The 26,301-nt window shown below is 68.6% G+C and carries 16 protein-coding genes; 11 read left to right on the top strand and 5 right to left on the bottom strand.

Annotation, left to right across the window (positions count from 1 at the left end):
* Positions 1 to 156: 156 nt before the first annotated feature.
* Complete coding sequence (locus J7E88_RS01670; RefSeq protein WP_215176427.1) at positions 157 to 1,089, bottom strand: VCBS repeat-containing protein; 933 nt, start codon at positions 1,087 to 1,089, stop codon at positions 157 to 159.
* 137 nt (positions 1,090 to 1,226) lie between these two features.
* Positions 1,227 to 5,069, bottom strand: coding sequence for a GH92 family glycosyl hydrolase (locus tag J7E88_RS01675; protein WP_215176433.1), 3,843 nt, complete (start codon positions 5,067 to 5,069; stop codon positions 1,227 to 1,229).
* A gap of 501 nt (positions 5,070 to 5,570) precedes the next feature.
* Here J7E88_RS01675 and ngcE point away from each other — a divergent pair.
* From ngcE to J7E88_RS01720, 9 genes are all read left to right on the top strand, one after another.
* A complete protein-coding gene (gene ngcE / locus J7E88_RS01680) occupies positions 5,571 to 7,013 on the top strand; it encodes an N-acetylglucosamine/diacetylchitobiose ABC transporter substrate-binding protein (protein WP_215176435.1) in 1,443 nt (480 codons plus the stop codon).
* A 30-nt stretch (positions 7,014 to 7,043) separates the two neighbouring features.
* Entirely contained in the window at positions 7,044 to 7,976 is a 933-nt protein-coding gene (locus J7E88_RS01685; protein WP_215176436.1) for a carbohydrate ABC transporter permease, read from the top strand.
* A 14-nt stretch (positions 7,977 to 7,990) separates the two neighbouring features.
* Positions 7,991 to 8,935, top strand: a complete 945-nt coding sequence (locus J7E88_RS01690; protein ID WP_215176439.1) for a carbohydrate ABC transporter permease — start codon at positions 7,991 to 7,993, stop codon at positions 8,933 to 8,935.
* 250 nt (positions 8,936 to 9,185) lie between these two features.
* Positions 9,186 to 10,385, top strand: coding sequence for an ROK family transcriptional regulator (locus J7E88_RS01695; RefSeq protein ID WP_215176440.1), 1,200 nt, complete (start codon positions 9,186 to 9,188; stop codon positions 10,383 to 10,385).
* 169 nt (positions 10,386 to 10,554) lie between these two features.
* The gene (locus tag J7E88_RS01700) at positions 10,555 to 11,619 is read left to right on the top strand and encodes a substrate-binding domain-containing protein (RefSeq protein WP_215177360.1); all 1,065 of its coding nucleotides are present in this window, start codon (positions 10,555 to 10,557) and stop codon (positions 11,617 to 11,619) included.
* 203 nt (positions 11,620 to 11,822) lie between these two features.
* The gene (locus J7E88_RS01705) at positions 11,823 to 12,611 is read left to right on the top strand and encodes an ATP-binding cassette domain-containing protein (protein WP_215176443.1); all 789 of its coding nucleotides are present in this window, start codon (positions 11,823 to 11,825) and stop codon (positions 12,609 to 12,611) included.
* The gene (locus tag J7E88_RS01710) at positions 12,608 to 13,900 is read left to right on the top strand and encodes a sugar ABC transporter permease (RefSeq protein ID WP_215176445.1); all 1,293 of its coding nucleotides are present in this window, start codon (positions 12,608 to 12,610) and stop codon (positions 13,898 to 13,900) included. Before J7E88_RS01705 ends, J7E88_RS01710 begins: the two co-directional genes overlap by 4 nt.
* A 170-nt stretch (positions 13,901 to 14,070) precedes the next feature.
* A complete protein-coding gene (dxs, locus tag J7E88_RS01715) occupies positions 14,071 to 15,987 on the top strand; it encodes a 1-deoxy-D-xylulose-5-phosphate synthase (protein ID WP_215176447.1) in 1,917 nt (638 codons plus the stop codon).
* 261 nt (positions 15,988 to 16,248) lie between these two features.
* A complete protein-coding gene (locus J7E88_RS01720; protein WP_215176448.1) occupies positions 16,249 to 17,763 on the top strand; it encodes an amino acid permease in 1,515 nt (504 codons plus the stop codon).
* Positions 17,764 to 18,255: 492 nt separating this feature from the next.
* On the opposite strand, the gene putP is transcribed toward J7E88_RS01720, so the two are convergent.
* Together putP and J7E88_RS01730 are read right to left on the bottom strand one after the other, a co-directional pair.
* Positions 18,256 to 21,834 (bottom strand): sodium/proline symporter PutP, encoded by a 3,579-nt coding sequence (gene putP / locus J7E88_RS01725; protein WP_215176449.1) that lies wholly within the window; start codon positions 21,832 to 21,834, stop codon positions 18,256 to 18,258.
* Between the two features lie 476 nt (positions 21,835 to 22,310).
* Positions 22,311 to 22,694 (bottom strand): NYN domain-containing protein, encoded by a 384-nt coding sequence (locus J7E88_RS01730; RefSeq protein WP_215176450.1) that lies wholly within the window; start codon positions 22,692 to 22,694, stop codon positions 22,311 to 22,313.
* A 107-nt stretch (positions 22,695 to 22,801) separates the two neighbouring features.
* On the opposite strand from J7E88_RS01730, the gene J7E88_RS01735 reads away from it, so the two are divergent.
* Positions 22,802 to 23,893 carry a hypothetical protein gene (locus J7E88_RS01735; protein WP_215176451.1) on the top strand — a complete coding sequence of 364 codons (1,092 nt, stop codon included), beginning with the start codon at positions 22,802 to 22,804 and terminating at the stop codon, positions 23,891 to 23,893.
* Between the two features lie 51 nt (positions 23,894 to 23,944).
* Here the strand turns inward: J7E88_RS01735 and J7E88_RS01740 are convergent, their stop codons facing one another.
* Positions 23,945 to 24,934, bottom strand: a complete 990-nt coding sequence (locus J7E88_RS01740; RefSeq protein ID WP_251022000.1) for a hypothetical protein — start codon at positions 24,932 to 24,934, stop codon at positions 23,945 to 23,947.
* A gap of 59 nt (positions 24,935 to 24,993) precedes the next feature.
* Between J7E88_RS01740 and J7E88_RS01745 the strand changes: the two genes are divergently transcribed.
* On the top strand, positions 24,994 to 26,160 hold the full coding sequence (locus tag J7E88_RS01745) for a CapA family protein (protein WP_215177363.1): 1,167 nt from the start codon (positions 24,994 to 24,996) through the stop codon (positions 26,158 to 26,160).
* Positions 26,161 to 26,301: the final 141 nt, after the last annotated feature.

Raw genomic sequence — 26,301 nt, forward strand, 5'->3', positions numbered from 1 at the left:
CTCGAAATCCTGCAGAACTACCGTGCAGCGGGAGCACGTCGCAGTACGTGCTGCGCAACCTCATCCGTGGATAAGCACAGCCGCGGCTGACGGATCGGCGACAACGCGAAGGGGCCGCACTCCCGGCAAGGGAGTGCGGCCCCGGCGTGTTACGGATCAGAAGAACAGGCGGTACGTGTTCCAGCCGCTGTTGCCGATCTTGACGCGGGACTTGAACGGCGCCGCGGCGCTGCCGGTGCCCTTGTACAGGTACAGCGCGCCGAGCTTGTCGCGCGCGATCAGGTCCGTCCTGCCGTCGATGTCGATGTCACCCACGGAGATCAGGGCGTTGAACTGGTTCCAGCCCGTGCCGATCTTGGTGCGGGTGGCGAACGGCGCCGTGTGGCTGCCGGTGCCCTTGTAGAGCCACAGCGTGCCGCCGCTGTCGCGGGCGACGATGTCGGCCTTGCCGTCCCCGGTCAGGTCGCCCTTGCCGGTGATCTGGTTGTAGATCTGCCAGCCGCCGCCGACCTTCTTGCGCGTGTTGACCTTGCCGTCGCCGTAGCCCAGGTAGATCCACAGCACACCGGAACCGTCCCGGGCGATCAGGTCGTCGGCCACACCGCCCGCGAGGTTCCCGGGTGAGACCATCTTGTTGTAGATCTGCCAGCCGGAGCCGATGGAGAAGGGCTCCTGGCCCCAGCCGCCGTAGTACACACCGCCGGCGCTGTTGATCTGCCAGAAGCCGTCGGAGTTGCCGTCGGCGTCGTTGTCCACCTGGGTGGCGTGCTTGATGACGTCCCAGCCGTCCCCGCTCCAGATGCGGCTGTCCAGACCGCCGTCGCCGTTCGGCGGGTAGCCGTACACGTCGCCGGGGGAGTTCACGCCGTAGAGGGCGTTGATCGGGGCGTCGCCGGGCTCGGCCTGGATGCCGAAGGCGGAGCCGCCCGACGCGGGCGTGCTCGCGGCAGTCGCCGGCGCGGAGGCGGGCTCGTCAGCGGCGGACGCGGTGCCCGCGGCCGTGCCGGTGACGAGGAGTGCGGCGGCGGTCGCCGCGGCAGCGAGGCGGGCGCGTACCCGGCCGCGCTTGAGGCCAGAGAGTTCGGCCACGTAGTTCTCCAAACGAGGATCGACAGAAGTGGCTCGCCTCGCGAGGCGAGGCGAGCCACTGTTTCACCCCTATCCTTCCATAAGGTCTTCACAGATCAATTCTTTTGTTGTGTCCAGCCGTTGAACAGCGGCGGGCGTCACCGGCCGATGAGCTCCACCTCCGCGAGCGTCGCCTCGTCCGTGGCGAGCAGCCGATAGTGCGCGTACGCCCCCGGCTCGGCCACGCCGAAGACCCGCGTCTGCCGGTCCCAGCCGAACGACTCGCCCGACCGCTTGTCCAGGTCCGTCCACGACTGCCCGTCGGCCGAGCCCTGCAGGACCCAGCCCGACGGCGCCTTGTTCCTGGCCGCGGACGTCAGCGTGTACTGCACCGCCCGCGTCTTCGGCGCCACAGGCAGGTCGACCGAGGTGAACGCCGCCGATGTGCCGGAGGAGTCGTCGAGGAGCGGCCCGCCGGGCGTGGTCACATCGCGCCGGGGTGCGGGGACCTCGTCGTCCTTGGTGAGGGAGACGGGAGCGGCGTCCTTGCCCGTGCCCCAGGCGGACGGCTCGGGGCCCATCGTGAAGTCGAGCGTGCCGCCCTCGGCGATCGCCTTGTGGGGAAGGGAAGTGGAGTTCCACTTCTTGCCGTTGACCCTCAGGCCTTGCACATAGATGTTCCTCGCGCTGTTCTTCGGGGCCCTGACGACCAGCTCGCGCCCGTTGTCCAGGTGCACGGTCGCCTTGGTGAACAGGGGTGAGCCGATGGTGTAGTCCCCGCTGCCCATCACCAGCGGGTAGAACCCGAGCGCCGAGAAGAGGTACCAGGCCGACTGCTCGCCGTTGTCCTCGTCGCCGTGGTAGCCCTGTCCGATCTCGCTGCCCGTGTACAGACGGGAGAGCACCTCGCGCACCTTTTCCTGCGTCTTCCACGGCTGGGAGGCGGCGTTGTACATGTAGGTGACGTGGTGGGCCACCTGGTTGGAGTGGCCGTACATGCCCATCCGCACGTCGCGCGCCTCGGTCATCTCATGGATGACGGAGCCGTACGAGCCGGCGAACTCCGGCGACGCCGTCTCGGGCGTGGCGAAGTAGGTGTCGAGCTTCTTGCCGAGGCCCGAGCGGCCGCCGTAGAGGTTCGCGAGCCCGCGCGAGTCCTGCGGCGCGGTGAAGGCGTAGCCCCAGCCGTTGGTCTCCGTGTAGTCGTAGCCCCACACCCGCGGGTCGTACCGGCCCGAGGGGACGCGCCAGTCGCCTTTGAGGTCGCGGCCCTGGAAGAAGCCGGCCTTGGGGTCGAAAAGCGTCACGTAGTTGCGCGCCCGGTTCAGGAAGTACTCCGACTCCTCCCGGTAGCGCGGCTTCTTCGTCTTCTCGTACAGCGCCCGGCCCATCTCGGCGAGCCCGTAGTCGTTGAGGTAGCCCTCCAGCGACCAGGACAGGCCCTCGTGGGTCTCGGTGGAGGCGTAGCCGAGGAAGGGTGAGGTCTCCATGCCCTTGCGGCCCACACCCGACGACGGCGGAACCACGGTCGCGTTCTTCAGCGCCGCCTCGTACGCCGCCTCCGCGTCGAAGTCCACGCCCTTGACGTAGGCGTCGGCGAAGGCCACGTCCGAGCTGGTCCCGGTCATCAGGTCCGCGTAGCCCGGGGAGGACCAGCGGGAGATCCAGCCGCCGTCCTTGTACTGCTGGACGAAGCCGTCCACCAGCTCGCCCGCCTTCTGCGGCGTCAGGAAGGAGTACGCCGGCCAGGTCGTGCGGTAGGTGTCCCAGAAGCCGTTGTTGACGTACACCTTGCCGTCGACGATCTTCGCGCCGGTCCGGGTCGGGGTGTCGGGCCCGGGCATCGGCGAGAAGGGGCTCGCGTACTGGTACCGGGGCTTGTTCTTGCTGCCGGTGTTCTCGAAGCCCGAGTTCGGGTACAGGTAGAGCCGGTACAGGCTGGAGTAGAGGGTGGTCAGCTGGTCGGGCGTCGCGCCCTCGACCTCCACCCTGCCCAGCAGCTCGTCCCAGGCGGCCTGCGCCTTGCCGCGTACGCGCTCGAAGTGGATGCCGGCCGGGATCTCGTCGGCGAGGTTCTTCCTCGCCTGGTCCACGCCGATCAGCGAGGTGGCGATGCGCAGGGTGACGGTGCGGTCCTCGCCCGCGTCGAACCGGTACCTGCCGTTGACGCCGTCGGCGCCCGAGTCCGTGACCGGAGCGTCGAAGACGCCGTACACGAAAAGCCGCGTGGCGCCGGTCGACAGACCGCTCTTGACGTCGGAGAAGCCGGTGAAGGAGCGGTTCGCCGGGTCGAGGGTGAGCCCGCCCTCCTTGGTGACGTTGTCGAAGACGACGCTCGCGTCGTCACCCGGGTAGGTGAAGCGCATCATCGCCGCATGATCGGTCGGCGTCATCTCGGCCTTGAGCCCGTTCTCGAACGTGACGCCGTAGTAGTGCGGGCGCGCGGTCTCGTTGTCGTGCCGGAAGGGCAGCGCCCGGCCGGTGCGCGTGGTGTCCGGAGTGCCGGCCGCGGCGGACGGCATCAGCTGGAAGGTCTGCCGGTCGCCCATCCACGGGCTCGGCTCATGGCTGGTGCTGAAGGCCTGCACGGCCGGCAGGTTGTCCGCGTTGTTGCCGCGCGCGTACTCGTACAGCCAGCTCTTGGAGCCCGCGTTGGTCACCGGGGTCCAGAAGTTGAAGCCGTGCGGGACCGCCGTGGCGGGGAAGGTGTTGCCGCGGGAGAACGAACCGCTGGAGTTGGTGCCGCGGGTCGTCGAGGCGTAGTCCGACAGGTGCGCGAGCCGCTTCCCGGGCGCCTGGGGCCTGATCGTGATGTCGTCGATCCATCCCTGGAACGCCGCAGGCCCCTTGGCGGAGTCGTACGCCACCAGGACCCTGTCGACCGTCCTGCCCGCGGCGACCGTGCCGATGCCCGAGGCGACGGCGTTCCACTGGTTGACGTACAGCCGCTTCGCGGCGCCCTGCCCCTGGGGGGTGAGCAGCCCGCCGTGCGAGTCGACGGCCTTCAGGTCGCTCAGGTAGGTGCCGTCGGTGAAGGCGAGGTCGACCGCCACGTTCGTGGCGGGGTAGTTGAGATCCGACTCCGCCATGGCGGGGAAGACCTTGTACGACAACTCGGTGTCGCGGCGCACGTCGATGTCGACGTCGAAGACCTTGTTGTAGGAGTAGGCGCGGCCGTCCGGCTGGTGGGTGCCCGCGTACCTCAGGGCCCGCTTCCCGCTGAACCCGGCACCGGCCTTGGCGGTCGGGGAGCCGCTGGGACCGCGGTCGACCTGGGTTCGCATGTCGTCCGGGACGGGGGTGGTCGTGTCCCCGCCCGAGAACTGGACGTCCGCGAGCTGCGTGATACCGGACGCGCCGTTGTTCTTCGTGATCTCCAGGCGGTAGTGCGCGTACGCCGTCACCTCGGACGGCGAGCCGATGTCGTACGTCTTCGTCTCGAAGCGCTTGGCGAACGTCTCGCCCGCACGCGTGTCGAGGACGGTCCACGTCTTTCCGTCGGCCGACCCCTTGAGCGTGAAGTCCCTGGGGTCGCGCTCGGCGTAGTCGTTGGCGGAGGTCAGCGCGTACGTGGCGACCTTGACCGGCTCGTCGGTGTCGAACTCGACCCATGCCGTCGGCTCGAAGGTGAGCCATTTGCTGCCCGGCAGGAGATCGACGAGATTCTCCTTCGTCTCGCCGGCGCCGGTGTTCTCGCCGCTGGCGCGCAGTTCGATCACCTTGTCGGTGACATTGCCCGGGATTCCGCTCGAGAATCCGCCGTCGACACCCGACGACCGCTTCTTTCCGTCAGCACCGACTTCGACGGTATTACGCCAATTGGGCTGTTTTTCGTCCGCCTCGAAGGATGAGGTGAATTCCCGGGCTGCGGTGGGGGATTGTCCGGGGTGCGCGGGAAGGGCGACGGCGGCGGAGGGGGCCGTCAACATCAGGAGTGAGGCGCTCACCGCGAGGGTGACCGCATGGGCTGGTCTTAGCCGAGGTCGGAGTCTTGGCTGCATCCCGGGTCATTCCTCCAGGGGAAGGCGCGTAGGACAACGTTGTCAGGCGCGAAGTGCAGGATCCAGTAGGGAGGTAAGTGACCTGGGCTGTCAAGGGTGTTGGCTGCGCCGAGCGGTCGGAATGGAATGTTCCGCGAGGAATGCTGTGGGCGTAAGGGTGCGGACGGGGCCTATGTATCCGTGAGGTCTCAACTCGGGAAAGACTGCCGCCCAACCTTGCATTCGATCTTGCTCACGTGGCGGGAAGTGGACTATACCTGTCGGCGTCCGCATAGCTGTTCAAGGTTGCGGGCAGGGGGACGGGCGGCGGTCGGGGCCATGCGGACCGGCAGCCGTGAAAATGGTCCTTTCCCCTGCCGGCCGGTGCACGACCCGAGCTTCACTGAGTTTCCCTTCGGGAAAACACAGCAACTGACCGCGGTGGCGGGGCCCTTCGCCTGAGGCGAGCAGTACGGGCGACCGGTACACCGCCTGAGTCCTGGAGAAGGCGAGGACTTGAGCATGGGATCCACCTCCGCCCACACGAACAATGAGGGCCTCAGCCGTCGAAATCTGATCAAGCGGTCGGCCGCACTGGGCCTGATCGCCGTCCCGACGATGAGTTTCCTGTCCGCGTGTGCCAGCAGCGGCAGCGGCGACGACCAGGAGAAGCAGAAGGGCGAGGTGACGAAGGACAACCCGTTCGGCGTCACCAAGGGCGGCACCCTTGACGTCGTCATCTTCAAGGGCGGCTTCGGCGACCAGTACGCCATCGAGTGGGAAAAGCTCTACAAGGCCAAGTACGGGCCGCAGATCAGCCACCTGGGCACCCAGGAGATCACCGGCAAGCTCCAGCCCCGCTTCAACGCGGGCAACCCGCCGGACGTCGTCGACGACTCCGGCGCCCAGCAGATCAAGCTGGACGTGCTGCACAAGAACGGCCAACTCGCCGACCTCAGCGAGCTCCTCGAGGCGCCGTCGGTCGACGACCCGAGCAAGAAGGTCAAGGACGTTCTGATCCCGGGCACCGCCGACAAGGGCTTCATCGGCGGCAAGATGCACGCGCTCAACTACGTCTACACGGTCTGGGGCGTGTGGTACTCCGGCAAGCTCTTCAAGGACAAGGGCTGGGAGGTCCCGAAGACATGGGACGCCTTCCTGGGCATCATGCAGGAGGCCAAGAAGGACGGCATCGGCGGCCTCGCCCACCAGGGCAAGCATCCGTACTACATCAACGTCATGATCATGGACCTGATCGCCAAGACCGGCGGACTGGACGCCATGAAGGCGATCGACAACCTCGACCCCAAGGCCTTCGTCGGCAGCGACGTGGCCAAGCAGTCCATCGAGGCGATCTACGAGATCGTCGACAAGGGCCTGCTCATGCCGGGCACCAACTCCCTGGACCACATCGAGTCCCAAACCGCGTGGAACGAGGGCAAGGCCGTCTTCATCCCCTCCGGTTCCTGGCTGGAGAACGAGCAGTTGAAGCAGACCCCGGCGGACTTCGACATGAAATTCCTGCCGATGCCGCTGCTGCCGGACAGCAAGCTGCCCTTCGAGGCCATCCGGGCCGGCGCGGGTGAGCCGTACATCGTCCCGGAGAAGGCCAAGAACAAGGCGGGTGGCCTGGAGTTCCTGCGGATGATGCTGTCCAAGGAGTGGTCGACGAAGTTCGCCCAGGTGGCCAACTCGCTGACCATCCTCCAGGACGGGGTCGACAAGGGCGTCACCCTGCGCCCCGGCACCAAGTCGGCCGTCGAGGCGGTCGACGCCTGCCCGGTCGAGCAGCGCTTCGACTACTTCTACACCACCTGGTACAGCGAGATGGACGAGTCCATCCGCACCGCGTCCGCCGAGCTGATGGCCAAGCGCATCCAGCCGAACGAATGGCTCAAGCGGGCGCAGGCCGCGGTCGACAAGGCGGCCAAGGACCCGGCGAGCAAGAACAACAAGCGTCAGTAGCCGAGGGCCGGAAACCAGGGGCAGGGTGCCATGCAACAGGGAAAGTACCGGTTCGTCACCGGATTTCTGATCGTTCCGGTCGTGCTGTACGCGGTCTTCATGATCTGGCCGTATCTGCAGACCTTCGGATACTCCTTCACGAACTGGCAGGGCCAGTCGCAGGAGATGAGTTTCGTCGGACTCGAAAACTACACCGCGTTGTTCTCCGACGAGGTGTTCCTGAAGGCCCTGTGGCACAACATTCTGCTCCTGATCTTCCTCCCCCTCGCGACCATCCTGCTCGCCCTCTTCTTCGCCTTCATGGTGAACGTGGGCGGGCGGGGTGGCTCCGGCGGCATCCGCGGAGTGAAGGGCTCGGGTCTGTACAAGATCCTTTTCTTCGTTCCGCATGTGCTCTCGATCGCCATCCTCGCCGTGCTGTGGCGGGCGATCTACCGCGGTGACGTCGCCGGCTTGATCAACGGCGTGTTCATCGAGCTGGGTCTCTCCGACCCCGCGCACCCGATCGAATGGCTCAACGAGCCCGATCTCGTGCTGTGGTGCGTGGCCTTCGTGCTGCTGTGGTGGGGCGTCGGCTTCTACCTCGTGCTGTTCTCCGCCGCGATGCAGTCGGTGCCGAAGGAAATCTACGAGGCCGCTCTGCTGGACGGCGCCAGCCGGACCCAGTCCTTCTTCCGGGTCACGCTCCCGCTGCTGTGGGACACCGTGCAGACCGCGTGGGTCTATCTCGCGATCCTCGCCATGGACTGCTTCGCCCTCATCTCCGTCATGACACCGGGCAACAGCTACGGCGGCGGTCCCGACCACAACAGCGAGGTCATGGCGACCTACCTCATGCGCAACTTCCTCTCCTTCGGAAAGAGCGGTTACGCCTGTGCCATGGGAGTCGTGATCCTGGTCCTCACCCTGATCCTGTCCCTCGTCACGCTGCGGGCCAGCCGCCGCGAGCGCATCGAATACTGAGCGGGGAACACGCTATGTCGAACACCCGGTTGATCACCGGCGTCGAGAAGGACGCCGTACCCGCCCCGCGCATCTCGAAGAACGGTACGGGCGGCCGCCCCGGCTCCGGCGGCGGCGACGGGGAGGGCAGGGTCCTCAACGTCTTCTCGCACGGCTTCCTCATCCTGTGGGCCGTGATGATCGTGCTGCCTCTCTTCTGGCTGCTGATCGGCTCCTTCAAGACCGACACGGAGATCGGTGCCAGCGCCTGGTCGTGGCCCTCGAACTGGAACTTCGACGCCTTCGGCCGCGCCTGGGAGAAGGGGATCGGCGACTACTTCGCCAACACCCTGATCGTCCTCGCCTTCTCCATCCCGCTGACGATGCTGCTCGGCGCGATGGCGGCGTACGTGCTGGCCCGCTACGAGTTCCCGGGCAACCGCTTCTTCTACTACTTCTTCGTCGCCGGCGCGATGTTCCCGGTCTATCTGGGCCTGGTGCCGTTGTACTTCCTCGTCGACATGTTCGGCATGCTCAACACGTACCAGGGACTGATCCTGGTCTACATCGCCTACTCGCTGCCGTTCACCGTCTTCTTCATGCACGCGTTCTTCCGGACACTGCCCACGGCCATCCACGAGGCCGCGGTCATCGACGGCGCCTCCCACACCCGGATCTTCTTCCAGGTCATGGTCCCGATGGCCAAGCCGGGTCTGCTCAGCGTCGGCATCTTCAACGTGCTGGGCCAGTGGAACCAGTACATCCTCCCCATGACCCTGATGCAGCAGCAGAGCGGCTTCGACAAGGACCGCTCGGTGCTGACCCAGGGACTGGTCCTGCTGAACCAGCAGCAGGGCTACGAGGGCGACCTGCCGGTGATCTTCGCCGGAATGACGATCGCCATGCTGCCGGTGATCGTCGTCTACCTGTCCTTCCAGCGGCAGGTCCAGTCCGGTCTCACTGCGGGCACGCTCAAGTAACGAATACGGACATGCCGCCCATGGCGGCACCCGCCCGGGCCCCGTACGACACCGCGTCGAACGGGGCCCGGGCCTTTCATTCCTGCGGTACGGACGCCCTGCCGCCCTTGCTCAAGGTCTTGACGCGAAAGGCCCCCGAGAGTTGAGCTTAGGGTTCACAAGTTGGAGAGACGTCGGGGTTGCCGTTCGCGATGGCCCCGGCCGGGGGCGGTCGTCGTGCCGCCCGCCGGGGGCAGGAGTGGATGAGTCGATGGAGACTCCGGGATCGCAGACATCTCTGCACCGGGCCAACCTCGAGCGGGTCGTGCGCGCGGTGCGCATGGCCGGCTCGCTCACGCAGGCGGAGATCGCCAGGAGCACCGGCCTCTCCGCGGCCACGGTCTCCAACATCGTCCGTGAGCTGAAGGACGGGGGCACGGTCGAGGTGACGCCCACCTCCGCGGGCGGCAGGCGCGCCCGCAGCGTCTCTCTCAGCGGCGACGCGGGCATCGTGATCGGCGTGGACTTCGGCCACACCCACCTGCGCGTCGCCGTCGGCAACCTCGCCCACCAGGTGCTCGCCGAAGAGGCCGAGCCGCTGGACGTGGACGCCTCGTCGGCCGAGGGGTTCGACCGGGCGGAGACCCTGGTCAACCGCCTGGTCGAGGCCACCGGGATCGGTCCCGGAAAGATCATCGGCGTCGGGCTCGGCGTGCCGGGACCCATCGACGTGGAGTCGGGCACGCTCGGGTCCACCGCCATCCTGCCGGGCTGGACCGGCATCAACCCCAGCGACGAGCTCTCGGGGCGGCTGGGCGTCCCGGTGTACGTCGACAACGACGCCAACCTCGGCGCGCTCGGTGAGCTGGTGTGGGGCAGCGGACGCGGGGTGAAGGACCTCGCGTACATCAAGGTCGCCAGCGGTGTGGGCGCCGGGCTCGTCATAGACGGCCAGATCTACCGCGGGCCCGGCGGCACCGCGGGCGAGATCGGGCACATCACGCTGGACGAATCGGGCCCGGTGTGCCGCTGCGGCAACCGCGGCTGCCTGGAGACCTTCGCCGCGGCGCGGTACGTGCTGCCGCTGCTCCGGCCCAGCCACGGGGACGGGCTGACCATGGAGAAGGTCGTCCGGCTCGCCCGTGAGGGCGATCCGGGCTGCCGGCGCGTGGTTGCCGACGTCGGCCGCCACATCGGCAGCGGCGTAGCCAACCTGTGCAACCTGCTCAACCCCAGTCGGGTGGTGCTCGGCGGCGATCTGGCGGAGGCTGGAGAGTTGGTACTCGGACCCATCCGGGAGTCCGTCTCCCGCTATGCCATCCCCAGCGCGGCGAGGCAGCTCTCGGTGGCGCCCGGAGCCCTCGGCGGGCGTGCCGAGGTGCTGGGTGCCCTCGCGCTCGTGCTCAGCGAAATGGGTGATTCGACCCTTCTTGGGAGCGCGTTGCCCGCCGGGGCACCCGCCTTCACTTAGATAACGGATGGCACCGTTGTCATCTCGTTAAGGATTTACTCCTTGACGCTGGCGGCGGGGCCGAGTTGACTTCCAGCCACCTCGGCCGCAGCGACGCGGCCTCGTCAGGGAGGTTTACATCGTGAACGCACATCTGCGTCGTGCCGCCGTTGCAGTCGCCGCCACCACCATGGCCGTGTCGCTCGCGGCCTGTGGTCAGGCGGGGGAGTCGGGCGACGCCGCCGACGAGACGGCCGGCAAGAAGGGCGACGACATCACCATCGGTCTTCTCCTGCCGGAGAACCAGACCGCTCGTTACGAGAAGTTCGACAAGCCGCTCATCGAGAAGAAGATCAGCGAGCTCACGGACGGCAAGGGCAAGGTCGTCTACGCCAACGCCAAGCAGGACGCCACGCTGCAGACGCAGCAGGTCGACACCATGATCACCAACAAGGTCGACGCCCTGATCGTGGACGCGGTCGACTCCAAGGCCATCGCCGGCGGCGTCAAGAAGGCCAAGGACGCCGGTATCCCGGTCGTCGCCTTCGACCGCCTCGCCGAGGGCCCGATCGACGCCTACACCTCCTTCGACAACGAAGAGGTCGGTCACGTCCAGGGCAAGGCGCTGCTCGAGGCCCTCGGCGACAAGGCCAAGGACGGCCAGATCGTCATGATGAACGGCGCGATCACGGACCCCAACGCCGCGCTGTTCAAGAAGGGCGCCCACGCCGAGCTCGACGGCAAGGTGAACATCGGCAAGGAGTACGACACCAAGGAGTGGAAGCCGGAGAACGCCAACGCCAACATGGAGGCAGCGATCTCGTCCCTCGGCAAGGACAAGATCATCGGCGTCTACTCCGCGAACGACGGCATGGCGGGCGGCATCATCACCGCCCTCAAGGCCGGCGGCTTCACCAAGCTTCCCCCGGTCACCGGCCAGGACGCCGAGCTCGCCGGTGTGCAGCGCATCGTCGCGGGTGAGCAGTTCATGAGCGTCTACAAGCCGTACGCGCCGGAGGCCGCTGCCGCCGCGGAGATGGCCGTGGCGCTCGCCAAGGGCGAGAAGCTCGACGCGATCGCCAAGGAGAAGGTCGACAGCCCCACCAACAAGGGCATCCCGTCGGTCCTGGTCCCGGTCGTCTCGCTGACCAAGGACAACATCAACGACACGGTGATCAAGGACGGTGTCTACACCGTCCAGGAGATCTGCACCCCGAAGTTCAAGGCCGCGTGTGATGAGCTGGGCCTGAAGTAAGGCCGCTCGCCGGAGCCCCGTGTCCCACGCGGCTCCGGTCCAGCCGGGACGGAACCGTCCCGCAGAAACCTTCCGGTGCCCCCTCCCGCCAACCAGCCCCCGCTGCGGGAGGGGCACCGGTCGGAACACTCGCGCATTCCACTGCTCAGCCTCCGCGCCGCCTCCCCCGGCGCGGCATCCCCGCCGGTCAGGCGGCGAAGGAGATGGTTCACGTGTCCGCTACGCCCGTGTTGGCGTTGCGCGGGGTCTCCAAGCGGTTCGGTGCCGTCCAGGCGCTCACCGACGTAGAGCTTGAGGTCCACGCCGGTGAGGTTGTCGCCCTGGTCGGCGACAACGGCGCCGGAAAGTCCACGCTGGTCAAGACGATCGCCGGCGTGCATCCCATCGATGAAGGCGTCATCGAATGGGAGGGCAGGGGCGTGTCGATCAACCGGCCGCACGACGCCCAGAATCTCGGCATCGCGACGGTCTACCAGGACCTCGCGCTGTGCGACAACATCGACGTCGTCGGCAACCTCTACCTCGGCCGCGAGCTCCGCAAGCGCGGTGTGCTCGACGAGGTCGAGATGGAGCGACGCGCGCTCGAACTGCTGAAGACGCTGTCGATCCGCATCCCCAGCGTCCGCATCCCGATCGCCTCGCTCTCCGGCGGTCAGCGCCAGACCGTGGCCATCGCCCGTTCGATGCTCGGCGAGCCCCAGCTCGTCATCCTCGACGAGCCCACCGCCGCCCTCGGCGTCGAGCAGACCGCACAGGTGCTCGACCTCGTGGAGCGGCTGCGGGAGCGCGGCCACGCCGTGATCCTGATCAGCCACAACATGGCAGACGTCAAGGCCGTCGCCGACAAGGTCGCCGTGCTGCGGCTGGGCCAGAACAACGGCGTCTTCGAGGTCAAGTCGACCTCGCAGGAAGAGATCATCTCCGCCATCACCGGCGCCACGGACAACGCCGTGACCCGCCGTGCGGCGCGCAACGCGGAGGTTCAGAAGTGAATATCGAGAAGACCTCCACCACCCCCGTCGAGGCGCCCGTCGTCAACCCGGACGCCGCGCATGACGCGGTCACCGCGGTCGACCCCCGGCTGCTGGTTCGCGAGCAGGGCCTGAAGGGATACGTCTCCGAGTTCCGGCGCAAGATGCACGCCGGTGACCTCGGCTCGATCCCGGTCGTCCTCGGCCTGGTGATCATCGCGATCATCTTCCAGAGCCTGAACTCCGCCTTCCTCTCCGCGGAGAACCTCAACAACATCGCCGTCACCATGGTCGGCACGGGCATGATGGCCGTCGGCATCATCTTCGTGCTGCTGCTGGGCGAAATCGACCTGTCGGTCGGCTCGGTCAGCGGTGTCGCGGGTGCCATCGTCGCCGTCATGAGCGTCAGCCACGGGATGAACGAGTGGGTCGCCGTCCTCGTCGCCCTCGCCGGCGGAGCCGCCATCGGCGCGCTGCACGGTTTCTTCTTCGCCCGGATCGGCGCCCCCGCGTTCGCCGTCACACTGGCGGGCCTGCTGTTCTGGCTCGGCTTCATGCTCCAGCTCCTCGGCGACGCCGGAACGATCAACCTGGACTCCGATGGCGTCGTCGGCAAGCTGACCACGTACTACTTCTCGGACGTCGCCGCCGCCTACGGCCTCGCCGCCGTGGCCGTGGCCGTGTTCTTCGTGACGTCGTACTTCGACAACCGCCGCCGGGAGGCCGCGGGCGTCCCCTCCCGGCCGCTGTCCGACGTCGTGCTGCGCACGGGGCTCCTCGCGGTCGTCGCCTTCGCGGCGGCGATCATGTTCAACCAGTACAAGGGCCTGCCCCTGGCGCTGGTGCTGTTCCTCGCGGTCCTCGTGATCACGGACTTCGTGCTCCGCCGCACCGCGTACGGCCGCAAGATCTTCGCGCTGGGCGGCAGCGTCGAGGCATCCCGCCGTGCCGGTATCAACGTCACCGCGGTCCGGATCTCCGTCTTCGCCCTCGCCGGGTTCTTCGCGGCGGTCGGCGGACTGTTCTGGGCCTCCAAGATCGCCGCGGCCAACCAGAGCGCCGGTACCGGTGACCTGCTGATGAACGTCATCGCGGCGGCCGTCATCGGCGGCACCAGCCTCTTCGGCGGCCGCGGCCGCACCTGGAACGCCCTCCTGGGCGTCATGGTGATCGTCTCGATCCAGTACGGCCTCGCCCTGGAGGGCATCGCGACACCCGTGGTCTACATGATCACCGGTGGTGTGCTGCTCGCCACTGTCGTGATCGACTCCATCACCCGCAAGACACAGAAGACGGCTGGTCGCGCCTGACGCAGCCAGCAGTGCCCGGCACCGCACGGCGGTGCCGGGCACTGCTGTGTGCGGCTGCCGGCCGAGCGAGAACGCATGGCCGCGCATCCGGGATCCGGACCGGAACATTAGACTCGGGCAATCGGCAAGGCTCGATCAGCTCGAACGCAGCTCGAAGCAAGGAGGCACGGGTGGCTCTGCTTTCCCGTATCAAGGGACCGCGCGACCTGGACCGGCTCGGCCCGGAGCAGCTGGAGCAGCTGGCGGCAGAGATCCGGACCTTCCTGGTGGACGCGGTCTCCAAGACCGGCGGCCACCTCGGTCCCAACCTGGGCGTCGTCGAGCTCACCATCGCGCTCCACCGGGTTTTTGACTCCCCGAAGGACAAGGTCCTCTGGGACACCGGTCACCAGAGCTATGTGCACAAGTTGCTGACCGGCCGCCAGGATTTCTCGAAGCTGAAGATGAAGGGCGGCCTTTCCGGCTACCCCTCGCAGGCCGAGTCCGAGCACGACGTCATCGAGAACTCCCACGCCTCCACCGTCCTCGGCTGGGCGGACGGCCTCGCCAAGGCGAACGAGGTGCTGGGGAGGGACGACCATGTCGTCGCCGTCATCGGCGACGGAGCGCTCACCGGCGGCATGGCCTGGGAGGCGCTCAACAACATCGCCGCGGCCAAGGACCGCCCGCTCGTCATCGTCGTCAACGACAACGAGCGCTCCTACGCCCCCACGATCGGCGGACTCGCCAACCACCTGGCCACCCTGCGCACCACCGACGGCTACGAACGCTTCCTCGCCCGCGGCAAGGACATCCTGGAGCGCACCCCGGTCGTCGGGAAGCCGCTCTACGAAACCCTGCACGGCGCCAAGAAGGGCCTCAAGGACTTCATCGCCCCCCAGGGCATGTTCGAGGACCTCGGCCTGAAGTACGTCGGCCCCATCGACGGCCACGACATCGAAGCCCTGGAGTCCGCCCTCGCCCGCGCCAAGCGCTTCGGCGGGCCCGTCATCGTGCACTGCCTCACCGAGAAGGGCCGCGGCTACCAGCCCGCCCTGGCGGACGAGGCGGACCGCTTCCACGCCGTCGGCAAGATCCACCCCGACACCGGTCTGCCCATCTCCAGCTCGGGCCTCGACTGGACCTCCGTCTTCGGTGAGGAGATGGTCAAGCTCGGCAAGGAGCGCGAGGACATCGTCGCCATCACGGCGGCGATGCTGCAGCCCGTCGGCCTCGACAGGTTCGCCAAGGCCTTCCCCGACCGCGTCTACGACGTCGGCATCGCCGAGCAGCACGGCGCGGTGTCCGCGGCGGGCCTCGCCACCGGCGGTCTGCACCCCGTCTTCGCCGTCTACGCCACCTTCCTCAACCGCGCTTTCGACCAGGTCCTCATGGACGTCGCCCTGCACAGGTGCGGCGTGACCTTCGTGCTCGACCGGGCCGGCGTCACCGGCACCGACGGCGCCTCGCACAACGGCATGTGGGACATGTCGATTCTTCAGGTCGTCCCGGGCCTGCGGATCGCCGCCCCGCGCGACGCCGACCAGGTCCGCGCCCAGCTGCGCGAGGCCGTCGAGGTCGACGACGCGCCGACCGTGGTCCGTTTCTCCAAGGGCGCCGTCGGCCCGGCGGTGCAGGCCGTCGGCACCGCGGGCGGCATGGACGTCCTGCGGTACGCCGACAGCGCCCGGCCGGACGTGCTGCTCGTCTCCGTCGGCGCGCTGGCCCCGATGTGCCTGGAGATCGCCGACCTGCTCGACGCCCAGGGCATTTCCACCACGGTCGTCGACCCGCGGTGGGTCAAGCCCGTCGACGAGGCGCTGGCCCCGCTCGCCGAGCGGCACCGGGTCGTGGTCACCGTCGAGGACAACAGCCGCGTCGGCGGCGTCGGTTCCGCCGTCTCCCAGGCCCTGCGCGACGCCGGCGTGGACGTGCCGCTGCGTGACTTCGGCATTCCGCCGCGCTTCCTGGACCACGCCTCCCGCAAGGAGGTCCTCGTGGAGATCGGGCTGACCGCGCCCGACATCGCCCGTCAGGTCACCGGCCTCGTCTCCAGGCTGGACGGCCGCATCGTCGACAGCGAGGCGGTCGAGCCCGCCCGCGACTGACGCGCGGTCGCACGCCCCCCGCGACTGACGCACTCCACGCGCGCGGTCGGCACTCCCCGGCGACTGACGCGCCGCCACGCACCCGGCCGGTGTGTGGACACATCGGACCGTTCGTGTGCAGAAGCTGCTGACCATGGGCCGGAAGGTCACCCTGTAAGGGTGGTCCCTCCGGCCCATTCGGTTCAACGGCACCGTTGCGGCTCTCCGTCGACCACCCACTGTCCCGATCATGGCGGAGACGACAAGCGTGGAGGTGCAGCGGTGAGCACAGAGACAGACCCCGCGGGCAGTAACAGGGGCGTCTTCCGTACCAAGACGGTCGAGCAGTCGATCCGGGACACGGAGGAGCCGGAGCACGCACTCAAGAAGTCCCTCTCCGCCCTGGACCTCACGGTCTTCGGCGTGGGTGTCATCATCGGCACCGGCATCTTCGTGCTCACGGGCAAGGTCGCGAAGGAGACGGCGGGCCCGGCGACAGCGCTGGGCTTCGTCGCTGCGGGCATCGTCTGCGCACTGGCGGCCCTCTGTTACGCCGAGTTCGCCTCCACCGTCCCGGTGGCCGGCTCGGCGTACACCTTCTCGTACGCCTCCCTCGGCGAGCTGCCCGCGTGGGTCATCGGCTGGGACCTGGTGCTGGAGTTCGCCCTCGGCACCGCCGTCGTCGCGGTCGGCTGGTCGGGCTATGTCCGCTCGCTGATGGACAACGTGGACTGGCATCTGCCCGCCGCGCTGCAGGGGCCCGATGTGCCGGGCGGCAGCTTCGACCTCCTGGCTTTCCTGCTGATCCTCGTGCTGACCGCGATTCTCGTCGTGGGTATGAAGCTGTCCGCCCGGATCACCGCGATCGTCGTGGCCATCAAGGTCACCGTCGTTCTCATCGTCATCTTCGCGGGCCTGTTCTTCGTCAAGGCCGACAATTACTCGCCGTTCATCCCCGATGCGCAGGGCCAGATCGAAGGGTCCGGCTGGGACGCGCCGCTGGTGCAGCTCCTGTTCGGCTACGAGCCCACCAACTTCGGCGTCATGGGCATCTTCACGGCCGCCTCCATCGTCTTCTTCGCCTTCATCGGCTTCGACGTGGTGGCCACCGCCGCCGAGGAGACCAAGCTCCCGCAGCGCGACATGCCCCGAGGCATCCTCGGCTCACTGTTCATCTGCACCGTGCTCTACGTCGCCGTTTCGCTCGTGGTCACCGGTATGCAGCATTACAGCGAACTGTCGGTCAGCGCCCCGCTCGCCGACGCCTTCAAGTCCGTCGGGCATCCGTTCTACGGCGGTGTCATCAGCTTCGGCGCGGCCGTCGGCCTGACCACCGTGTGCATGATCCTGCTGCTCGGTCAGACCCGGGTCTTCTTCGCCATGAGCCGCGACGGGCTGCTGCCCCGGTTCTTCTCCGTGACCCACCCGCGCTTTCGCACCCCGTACCGGCCGACGATCCTGCTGGGCGTGCTCATCGCCGTCATCGCCGGCTTCACCAGCATCAACGAGCTGGCCACGCTGGTGAACATCGGCACGCTCTTCGCCTTCGTCGTCGTCGCGCTCGGCGTCATCATCCTGCGCCGCACCCGGCCGGACCTGCCGCGCTCCTTCCGCACCCCGTGGGTCCCTGTCGTCCCGATCCTCTCCGTGGCCGCCTCGGTCTGGCTGATGCTCAACCTGCCGGCCGAGACGTGGTTCCGCTTCGCGGTCTGGATGGCGTTCGGCTTTGTCGTGTACGCCCTGTACGGGCGCAGGAACAGCCGCCTCGGACGCGTCGGCAAGGACGCCGTCTACTAGGGTTCTTCATGCCGATCAGGCCGGATCAGTGCGTGGTGGGGCCCACCTCAAGGGGTTCAACACCACTGACGCGGCCTTGGCGTTCCGCCTTCTCACCGCCGAGTCGGCGAAGCCCTCACCGGCTGGCGCAAGGGGCTGCCCGACCTCGGGGAGGAGCCGGCGGACGTCTTCCTCCCCCTGACGGTCCTGGCGGAGATGAACGGCGTGGACCTCGGCCCCGAGGTGGCTCGGAACCGAGAAGGGCACGCGACGTACGTACGCGCGGAACGAGCACGGGCCCGCCGATCCGGACGGGCGACGCGTCAGTCCTCCCGCTGATCGGCGGCTCCGGTAGGAGCGCCGACAACGACGGGCCCCGGCACCTTCCGGGGCCCGTCGTTGTCGGTCTCAAGTTCCGCGCACTGCCAGGTGGTCGCCCCTGGCGTCCTGCGCACGCGCTTTGCCGGCGGAATCGGGAGAGGAGGCGCAAGTACGGCGCCACATGACGCAGGATCAGCTCGTCGGTTCGTCAGGAATGGCCTCTTCCGCCCAGATGATCTTGCCGGTCTTCGTGTAGCGGGTGCCCCATCGCCGGGCGAGCTGCGCGACGATCAGCAGGCCCCGGCCTCCCTCGTCCGTGGTCCGGGCGTGGCGCAGGCGCGGTGAGGTGCTGCTGGCGTCGGAGACCTCGCAGATCAGGGCGCGGTCCCGGATCAGGCGCAGAGAGATCGGTCCGGTCGCATGGCGGATGGCGTTGGTGACCAGTTCGCTGACGATCAGTTCCGTGGTGAACAGCAGATCGTCCAGGCCCCACTCCGACAGCGTCCGACCGGCGAGGCTGCGGGCATTCGCCACGCCGGCGGGGTCGGAGGGCAGGTCCCAGGAGGCGACCCGGTCCGAGCCCAGGAGGTGCGTCCGGGCGAGGAGCAGGGCGACGTCGTCGGACGGCGGACCGGTCAGCAGAGCGTTGACCGCGTTGTCTCCGATCTCCTCCAGCGTCGGCCGCGTCACCGCGAGGGCGTTGCTGAGCCGGGAGAGCCCGACGTCGATGTCGCGATCGCAGGTCTCGATGAGGCCGTCGGTGAAGAGCCCGATGAGGCTGCCTTCGGCCAGCTCCAGTGTGACGGATTCGAAGGGCAGGGAGCCGAGACCGAGCGGCGGTCCGGCGGGCAGGTCCAAGAAGTCGACGGCGCCCTCGGGGCCGACGATCACGGGCGGGAGGTGACCGGCCCGGGCCAGCGTGCACTGTCTGCTGACCGGGTCGTACACGGCGTACAGGCAGGTGGCGCCCATCATCGCGGCGCCCACTCCCTCGTTCTCGGCCGCCGCCGACCCATCGCTGCCGTGTGCCTCCATGAGGCCGATGACCAGGTCGTCCAGGTGGGCCAGCAATTCGTCGGGGGGCAGGTCCAGGTTGGCGAGGGTGCGTACCGCCGTGCGGAGCCGCCCCATGGTCGCCGCGGAATTGATTCCATGTCCGACCACGTCCCCGACGACCAAGGCGACCCGGGTCCCGGAGAGGGGAATCACGTCGAACCAGTCACCCCCCACACCGCTTGGCGCATCCGCCGGGTAGTACCACGACGCCACCTCCAGAGCGGATCCTCCTGTCAGCTCCTGCGGCAGCAGGTAGCGCTGCATCGAACGGGCCGCGGTGCGCTCCCGGGTGAAACGGCGTGCGTTGTCGACACACAGAGCCGCACGGGAGACGAGCTCCTCGGCGAGACGTACGTCGTCCTCCTCGAAGGGGCCCAGACGCCCGGACCGGACAAACGTCGCCACGCCCAAGGTGACGCCGCGAGCCCGCAGCGGCACCACCATCACCGAGCGGAACTTGAACTCGCGGATGACGGCGCCCAGCGACGGGTCCATGGCCACCCACGAGCCGGTGGAGGAATCCAGGTCCTCCACCAAGGTCCTGCTCTCCAGCAGGCAGCGGGCGACGGGCGAGGACGGGTCGCGCTGGACCGCTTGCCCCACGGCCAGTCTCGCCTCCGGGCTGCCCTTGCGCACCGACTTCTGCCCCGCGCGACGAATGACGGGGCCGGTGTCGACCGGCCCGGGGTCCGGTTCCTCGCCTCTGATGACAGAGTCCAGCAGGTCCACGGCGACGAAGTCGGCGACGGACGGCACGGCGTTGTCGGCCAGCTCCTGCGCGGTCAGCGGCACATCCAGCGCGCTGCCGATACGGGCACTGGCGTCGTTGAGCAGGGCCAGGCGCTCCTGGGCCCGCCAGCGCTCGGTGACGCTGATGATCATGTACCAGACACCCACGGTCCGGCCGTGGCGGTCCTTCATCCCGAAGAAGGAGGCCGAGTACGCACGCTCCCGGTGGGGATCTGCGTACGTGGGGCCGCGAAACTCGTAGTCCATCACCGGAGCCCCGGTCCGAAGCACCGTCTGCATGTTCTTCTCGAACGCCTCCGCCTCCAGCCTCGGCAGCACCTCCTGCACCTGCCGCCCCAGCCGTTGTTCGAGTGGGATCAGGCGCGACAGGATGTCGTTGACCCAGACGTAGCGCAGATCCGTGTCCAGGACGGCCACACCGACCGGTGCGTGTGCGAGAAACGGTTCGAGCCTCAGCTGGCTGACCCCGCCTCCTGGCATCCGCCAGAAGGCACGTTCCGGTGGCCGGCCGACGAACCTGCCGAAGGCCAGCGCGGCGGCCGTGGCGACCAGCACGCCCGGAACCATCTCGTAGATCCCCGACTCGAACGGCCCGAGCAGCGGATTGATCTTCTTCCACAGAAGCACCGTGGCCGCGCCCGACACGATTCCGGCCATGGCCCCAGCCCAGGTCATACGCGGCCAGTAGAGCGACAGGAGGACGACCGGCCCGAAGGCCGCTCCGAAGCCGGCCCAGGCATAGGCGACGATGTTCAGCACTCCGCCACCGTTGAGCGCGATCAGGCAGGCGACCAGAATCACCACCACCACGGTGCCGCGACCGACCCACACCAGCGACCTGTCCGAGGCCCGGCGACGGAGGAACGCCCGGTAGAAGTCCTCGGTGAGCGCGACGGACGACACGAGAAGCTGGCTGTCGGCGGTCGACATGATCGCGGCCAGTACGGCGACCAGCATCGCCCCGGCGACCCAGGGGTTGAGCAGGGCCTGGCTCAAGGCGATGTAAACGGTCTCCGGGTTCTCCAGCGGTGCGCCGAGCTGCCCGGCTCCCACGAGGCCGACGAGGATGGCGCCGGCGAGCACGACGAGCACCCAGCCCGTTCCGATACGCCGGGCCGCCGGGACGGCATGGGTGCTGCGGATGCCCATGAAGCGGGCCAGGATGTGCGGCTGACCGAAGTAGCCGAGGCCCCAGGCGAGCAGCGAAACGATGGCCACAGCGCCGAGGGAGCCGCCGGCCGTCCACTGACCATCGGCGAAGCGTGCCTCGGCCCCCACGTCCAGCAGGGCCGGCGTCTTGCTGTCCAGGGCGTCCTTCAGCGCCCCGAAGCCACCGAGCGCCCCGATACTGATCGCCGGGAGCACGATGAGGGCGAGGAACATCAGAATGCCCTGCATCACGTGCGTCAGGCTCACCGCGAGGAAGCCGCCGAGGCACGAATAGACCACGATCACCAGGGCGGTCAGGGACACCGCGAGCGCGAAGTCGACGTCGAAGACCTGCTCGAACAGCAACCCCCCGGCCACCAGACCACTGGCGACGTAGACGGTGAAGAACACGACAGTGACCGCCGCCGAGACCAGCCGGAGCATCCGGGTACGGTCTTCGAATCGCTCCTCCAGGTAGGCCGACAGGCTTACGGCGTTACCGGCGCGCTCGGTGTAGGTGCGCAGTCTCGGCGCGACGAACAGCCAGTTGAGGTAGGTGCCCATCGCCAGGCCGACGGCGATCCAGCCGGCGCCGATGCCCGCCGCGTACACGGCTCCGGGGAGCGCCAGGAAGAGCCACCCGGACATGTCGCTGGCGCCTGCGGACAGGGCGGCGGCCAGCGGGCTGAGTCTGCGGCCGCCGAGGGCGAAGTCGGCGAAGGTGCGCGTGCGGGGGTACGCCCAGACACCCACTGCGATCATGACCAGCACATAGACGACAAACGTGGCCAGGATCGGCGCGCTCAGGTCGGACATGTCTTCCTCGCCTGCGAGGCTGATGAGCACAAGCACGGCCAGTGGCAGGTCTGCACCTTGCCCTGTCATACAAATCTACAGATTCAGCGCCGGCAGGGACGGCCGACATCCTCCTCACGGGTGCCGTGATCACAGCTCCGGTCGGCCTCGAAGTGCGGCCGGCCGGGGAGAACCCGCGCCGGGCCGGAGGGTGAGACCTGGGTGAGCTCGCCCTACCAGGCCGCCCGGAGCCGGTCGGCACGTCGAGTTCGTACTCGGCGCCGGTTCTGAGCGTCCCCGGGGTCAGGGGCGGGATGCATCCCTCCGCATGGCCACGCTCTGGGCGCCCGGGCCACCCCCACCGGGCCCGGCGTCCGCACGTGCTCACAGACACCACCAGGTCAGCGCACCCCCCACGGTTCCAGAGCCACCGGCGGCAATCCGGCAGCGGGCTTCCAGCCCCGTAGCGGTGTGCACGGGGCCGGAGCGTGTCCGTGTCAGGCGGTGTCCATGCGCCGGCGTACCGAGCGTGGACCGGCGCACTGCGCTCCGTAGCGCGTCACCCGCTCTCGCAACTCCCGGTCGGCGGTGACCACGACACAGGGCCGCCCGGCACCCCTTGCCGACGCGGCCAGCTCTGTGATCAGGTCGTCGCCGCTGCCGGACGCCGCCTCCACCCGCACACCGGGCACCGACGCGACGCCCCGCGCGGCCCCTTCGACGACCAGAACGATCTCCACGGGACCCGTCGCCGCCGACTGCCCGCCGGGAGCCGCCAGCGAGTCCCGCAGCCGTGCGGCGGCGCCGTGGCGGTCCCGCCACCACCGGTCCGGCACCGAGCCGACCACATTGGCGCCGTCCACGATCACGACTGTGTCCATGGGGCCAGCATCCCAGGGCCGCGGCGCAGCGTCCGGAGCCGGGCTGAGACAATGAACGCGGTATGAACGACCCCGTACCCGATCTGTTTGGACGCACTGGACCTGCCATGACTGCTGTGCGTGCGACGACACTCCGAGAGCCGGAGTGGACCGGCTCCGAACGACTCTCGGGCCACTGGCTGACCCGGGGCAGGGACGGACTGCTCACCGCCTGCGCGCCCGCGGAAGGCGCGGTACTGCGCTGGACGCAGAAGGGAGCGGGCTGGGTCGGCCCCGACCGGCTGCCCGCACCGGGACTGCTGCCCCGGCTCACCGTCGCCCAGGGAGCGGACGGGTACATCCACCTGGTGGGCATGCGTCCGGTCGGCTCCGGAGACGGCATCGAGCTGGTGCACGCAGTGCAGTTCCAGACCGGGCGTCCCCTGCTGGGCTGGGATGTGTTCGGGCACCCCAACAAGGTTCCGCGGTGGACGGGCAACCCGGCGGCCGTCGTCGACGGTGAAGGCCGTCTCTACGTCGCCCTGCGCAACGGCGGTTCCGGCGTCAGCTGCCGGAGCCAGGGGGCTCGCGGTGGCTGGGGGCGCTGGCAGGACCTCGGCGGCTCCGGAGTCCAGGAGTCGTTGGCCGCGGCCGTCGACGGCGCAGGGCTCGTCGAGATCTTCGTGCCCGACCAGGAGACGATCGCGCGGTACACGCAGGAGAAGCCGGGCGCCCCCTTCGCCCTGGCGGACCGGTTGGACGTGCATGCCGCGCCGGGCACGCTCTCGGCGCTGGCCACAGTGTCCGGCTCTGTCTCTCTGTTCTTCGTCGACGACGACGGAGTCGTCCAGGTCTGGGCCCCGCAGCGGGACCCGCATCCCCGGCCGCTGATGAAGGCGGCCGGTACCGGTCCGCTCCACCTCGCGCCGGTGATGATCGAGGGCTACCCCTGCACGGTCCTCGCCCAGGAGACGGGCGAGGGGGCCGAGGTCGCGTTCGCGGCGTACCCCGCGGAGAACGAGGAAGCGGGCGCCTGGTGGACCCCTACCTCCACCGGCGCCGCCACCGGCACGGACGGCCCGATGCCGCTGGCCATGCGGGAGGACAGCGACGGCGGGCTGATCGCCATGGCCCTCACCGGCGACGGCGTACCGATGGCCACGCGTCAGAAGACGGCGGCCGGCGGATTCGCGCTGGGCCGCTGGAAGCCGCTGGTGTGAAGGGGCGGCAGCGACGGGGCGGATGACGCGCGCGCAGTGTGCGGTGCGCCGTCACTCCGCACCGCGGCGCGCCGACCAGGCGTCCGTCACGGTGACCAGTGCGTCGGCCGCCTCCGCCGACGCCTCGGAACTCATCCGCACCCTGCGGCTGAACTCGACGTGGAGGAACGGGACGCCGGCCTCAGCCGCGCTGCGTCCCTGAACGTTAGTGCGCCCCTCCAGCGGACAGTTGCGCACCCAGGCACGGCAGACGTCGAAGTCCTTCTCGCGCAGGGCATCCGCCAGCTCGCGGCCGTCGTCGCGCGCTGCGGAGCCCTCACCCGTGGACGCGACGACGTCGTGGTCGGGAGCCGAACCGCTCGCGAATCCGTGCAGTTGGAGACCGGGTGCACCACGCCGTACGAGCTCGTCGCAGACCGCGTGGAACACGCTGTCCCGCCGGTGCGCTACATCCGACGCGTTACCACTGCCTGCCTTGCGATGCGCACCCGCAATCACCAGAACGCCACCCGGGCTGCCGCGCAGCACGGCCACACCGAGCTGCTCGGTGGCCTCGTCGGAACGCGGGTGCGGCACCTGCACCGACCAGCGTGCGGGCGCGTCCAGGCCGACGTAGATCCGCCCCCAGCCGCGGGGGGAGGGGCCGTCGTCGCTGCGGTCGGCCACCTCCGCGTAGCGTCGTCCGCCGACGCTGTCGACGAGGGTCCGCACATCCATGTCCACGTCGGACAGCTGCTCGCGGGCCTTGTCCTGGCGGCCGTCGAGCAGCAGCCCCACGCCCCGGGCGACAGCTTCGCGGTCGGCGCGTGTGGGCCGCCGGTAGCCGGAGTCCTCGTCGAAGCGCGCGGTGTAGCGCTCGATCCGGCGGGCCAGATCCACCGTATCCCCGGGTGCCTTGTCGCCTCCGCGGGGACGCTCGCTACGATCCGGGGAACCGGTGCCGACTGCCAGCAGTGCCCAGAATCCGGCGACCACAACCGCGATCAGGATGATCAGTGGTGTAATCGTTACCTGACGTGTCCGCTTCGTGGTCATAGTCATACGAAGATATCTGAGTGACGAGAATATCCTCGCGCCGGTCGGTGACGACCGGCTTTGCCATGCTCGCTCTGCTCGCGGGTGCCACCGCCTGCGGCCCCCTCGGCTCGGACGGCGACGACGCCTCTGCCGGCAGCGAGACAGGCCGGGCCTTCACCGTCGCGGCCGCAGGAGACATCCTCATTCACCCGGAACTCACCGAGCAGGCACGCAAGGACGCCAAGGAGACCGGCAAGGGGGTCAAGGGCCTCGACTTCGGGCCGCTGATGTCCGGCGTCGCACCGGTCATCAGCAAGGCGGACCTCGGCATCTGTCACTTCGAGCCGGTGGTCGGCAAGCCGGAGGGGCCGTTCCGGAGCCATCCGGCGTTCCTCGTTCCGCCGCAGATCACCACCGCCGTCAAGGGCGCCGGCTACGACATGTGCTCCACCGCCTCCAACCACACCCTCGACCACGGCTACGCCGGAGTGGTGCGCACCCTGGACGCGCTGGACGCGGCCGGGCTGAAGCACACTGGCTCCGCCCGTAACGCCGCGGAGGCGGCCAGGACCGCGATCGTCGAGGTCAAGGGCGTCAAGGTCGCCCAGATCTCGTACGCGTTCGGCTTCAACGGCTTCGAGGTCCCCGAGAACAAGCCGTGGCTCACGAACCGGACGGACTTCGCGCACATCGCCGCCGCCGAGAAGAAGGCCCGTGAGGAGGGCGCCGACGTGGTCATCCTCAGCATCCACTGGGGGCGCGAGAACTGGCCCGATCCCAGCCGCTCCCAGCTGCGACTGGGCCGCAAGCTCGCCGAGAAGACCGGCATCGACCTGATCATCGGCCACAATGCCCACGTCGTGCAGCCCATGGAGAAGGTCGACGGCACGTGGATCGCCTACGGCCTCGGCAACCAGGTCGCGCGCCACGAGGTGCCGACCGGTCTGACCGAGGAGGGCGTCATCGGCTGGTTCGAGTTCACCGAGCGCGATGGCACATGGGACGTGAAGGCGAAGTACGTGCCCACGTTCGTGGACATCCCGCCCGACCCCGACGAGTCCGGCTCGCTGCCCGAAGGGGCCGTCGAGAACCACCGGCTGATCGATGTCGCGGCCACCCTCCGCGACGCCGACAAACTCGGCGAGCAGCGGCGTTCGCGCTACCGGCTCGCCTTCGAGCGCACCGCGGGGACGATGCTCAACCGCGGCGCCGGCCAGGACGGTCTCGAGCCGCTGCAAGAGCTGCCGTGATGAGTCCGCGGATTTCCGGTGTAGCCCTGATCACATCCGTACAACCGTTTGAGTGTTGTATCAGTCGAATGTGACCGGGTCGCACGTGAGTTGTGTCGACGACGCATGCCCGTGCGTGCCCTGTGATGTTCACGATTTTTC

Origin of the sequence: Streptomyces sp. ISL-10 (assembly GCF_018614575.1) — a bacterium.
Lineage (GTDB): Bacteria > Actinomycetota > Actinomycetes > Streptomycetales > Streptomycetaceae > Streptomyces.

Excerpts from the sequence above, each read along its gene's own strand:
- J7E88_RS01705 (WP_215176443.1), top strand. The coding sequence starts at position 11,823 with ATGGTTCACGTGTCCGCTACGCCCGTGTTGGCGTTGCGCGGGGTCTCC.
- J7E88_RS01685 (WP_215176436.1), top strand. The coding sequence starts at position 7,044 with ATGCAACAGGGAAAGTACCGGTTCGTCACCGGATTTCTGATCGTTCCG.
- J7E88_RS01745 (WP_215177363.1), top strand. The coding sequence starts at position 24,994 with ATGCTCGCTCTGCTCGCGGGTGCCACCGCCTGCGGCCCCCTCGGCTCG.
- J7E88_RS01700 (WP_215177360.1), top strand. The coding sequence starts at position 10,555 with ATGGCCGTGTCGCTCGCGGCCTGTGGTCAGGCGGGGGAGTCGGGCGAC.
- J7E88_RS01675 (WP_215176433.1), bottom strand. The coding sequence starts at position 5,069 with ATGCAGCCAAGACTCCGACCTCGGCTAAGACCAGCCCATGCGGTCACC.
- J7E88_RS01695 (WP_215176440.1), top strand. The coding sequence starts at position 9,186 with ATGGAGACTCCGGGATCGCAGACATCTCTGCACCGGGCCAACCTCGAG.
- J7E88_RS01730 (WP_215176450.1), bottom strand. The coding sequence starts at position 22,694 with ATGGACACAGTCGTGATCGTGGACGGCGCCAATGTGGTCGGCTCGGTG.
- J7E88_RS01690 (WP_215176439.1), top strand. The coding sequence starts at position 7,991 with ATGTCGAACACCCGGTTGATCACCGGCGTCGAGAAGGACGCCGTACCC.
- J7E88_RS01740 (WP_251022000.1), bottom strand. The coding sequence starts at position 24,934 with ATGACTATGACCACGAAGCGGACACGTCAGGTAACGATTACACCACTG.
- ngcE (WP_215176435.1), top strand. The coding sequence starts at position 5,571 with ATGGGATCCACCTCCGCCCACACGAACAATGAGGGCCTCAGCCGTCGA.
- J7E88_RS01735 (WP_215176451.1), top strand. The coding sequence starts at position 22,802 with ATGACTGCTGTGCGTGCGACGACACTCCGAGAGCCGGAGTGGACCGGC.
- putP (WP_215176449.1), bottom strand. The coding sequence starts at position 21,834 with ATGTCCGACCTGAGCGCGCCGATCCTGGCCACGTTTGTCGTCTATGTG.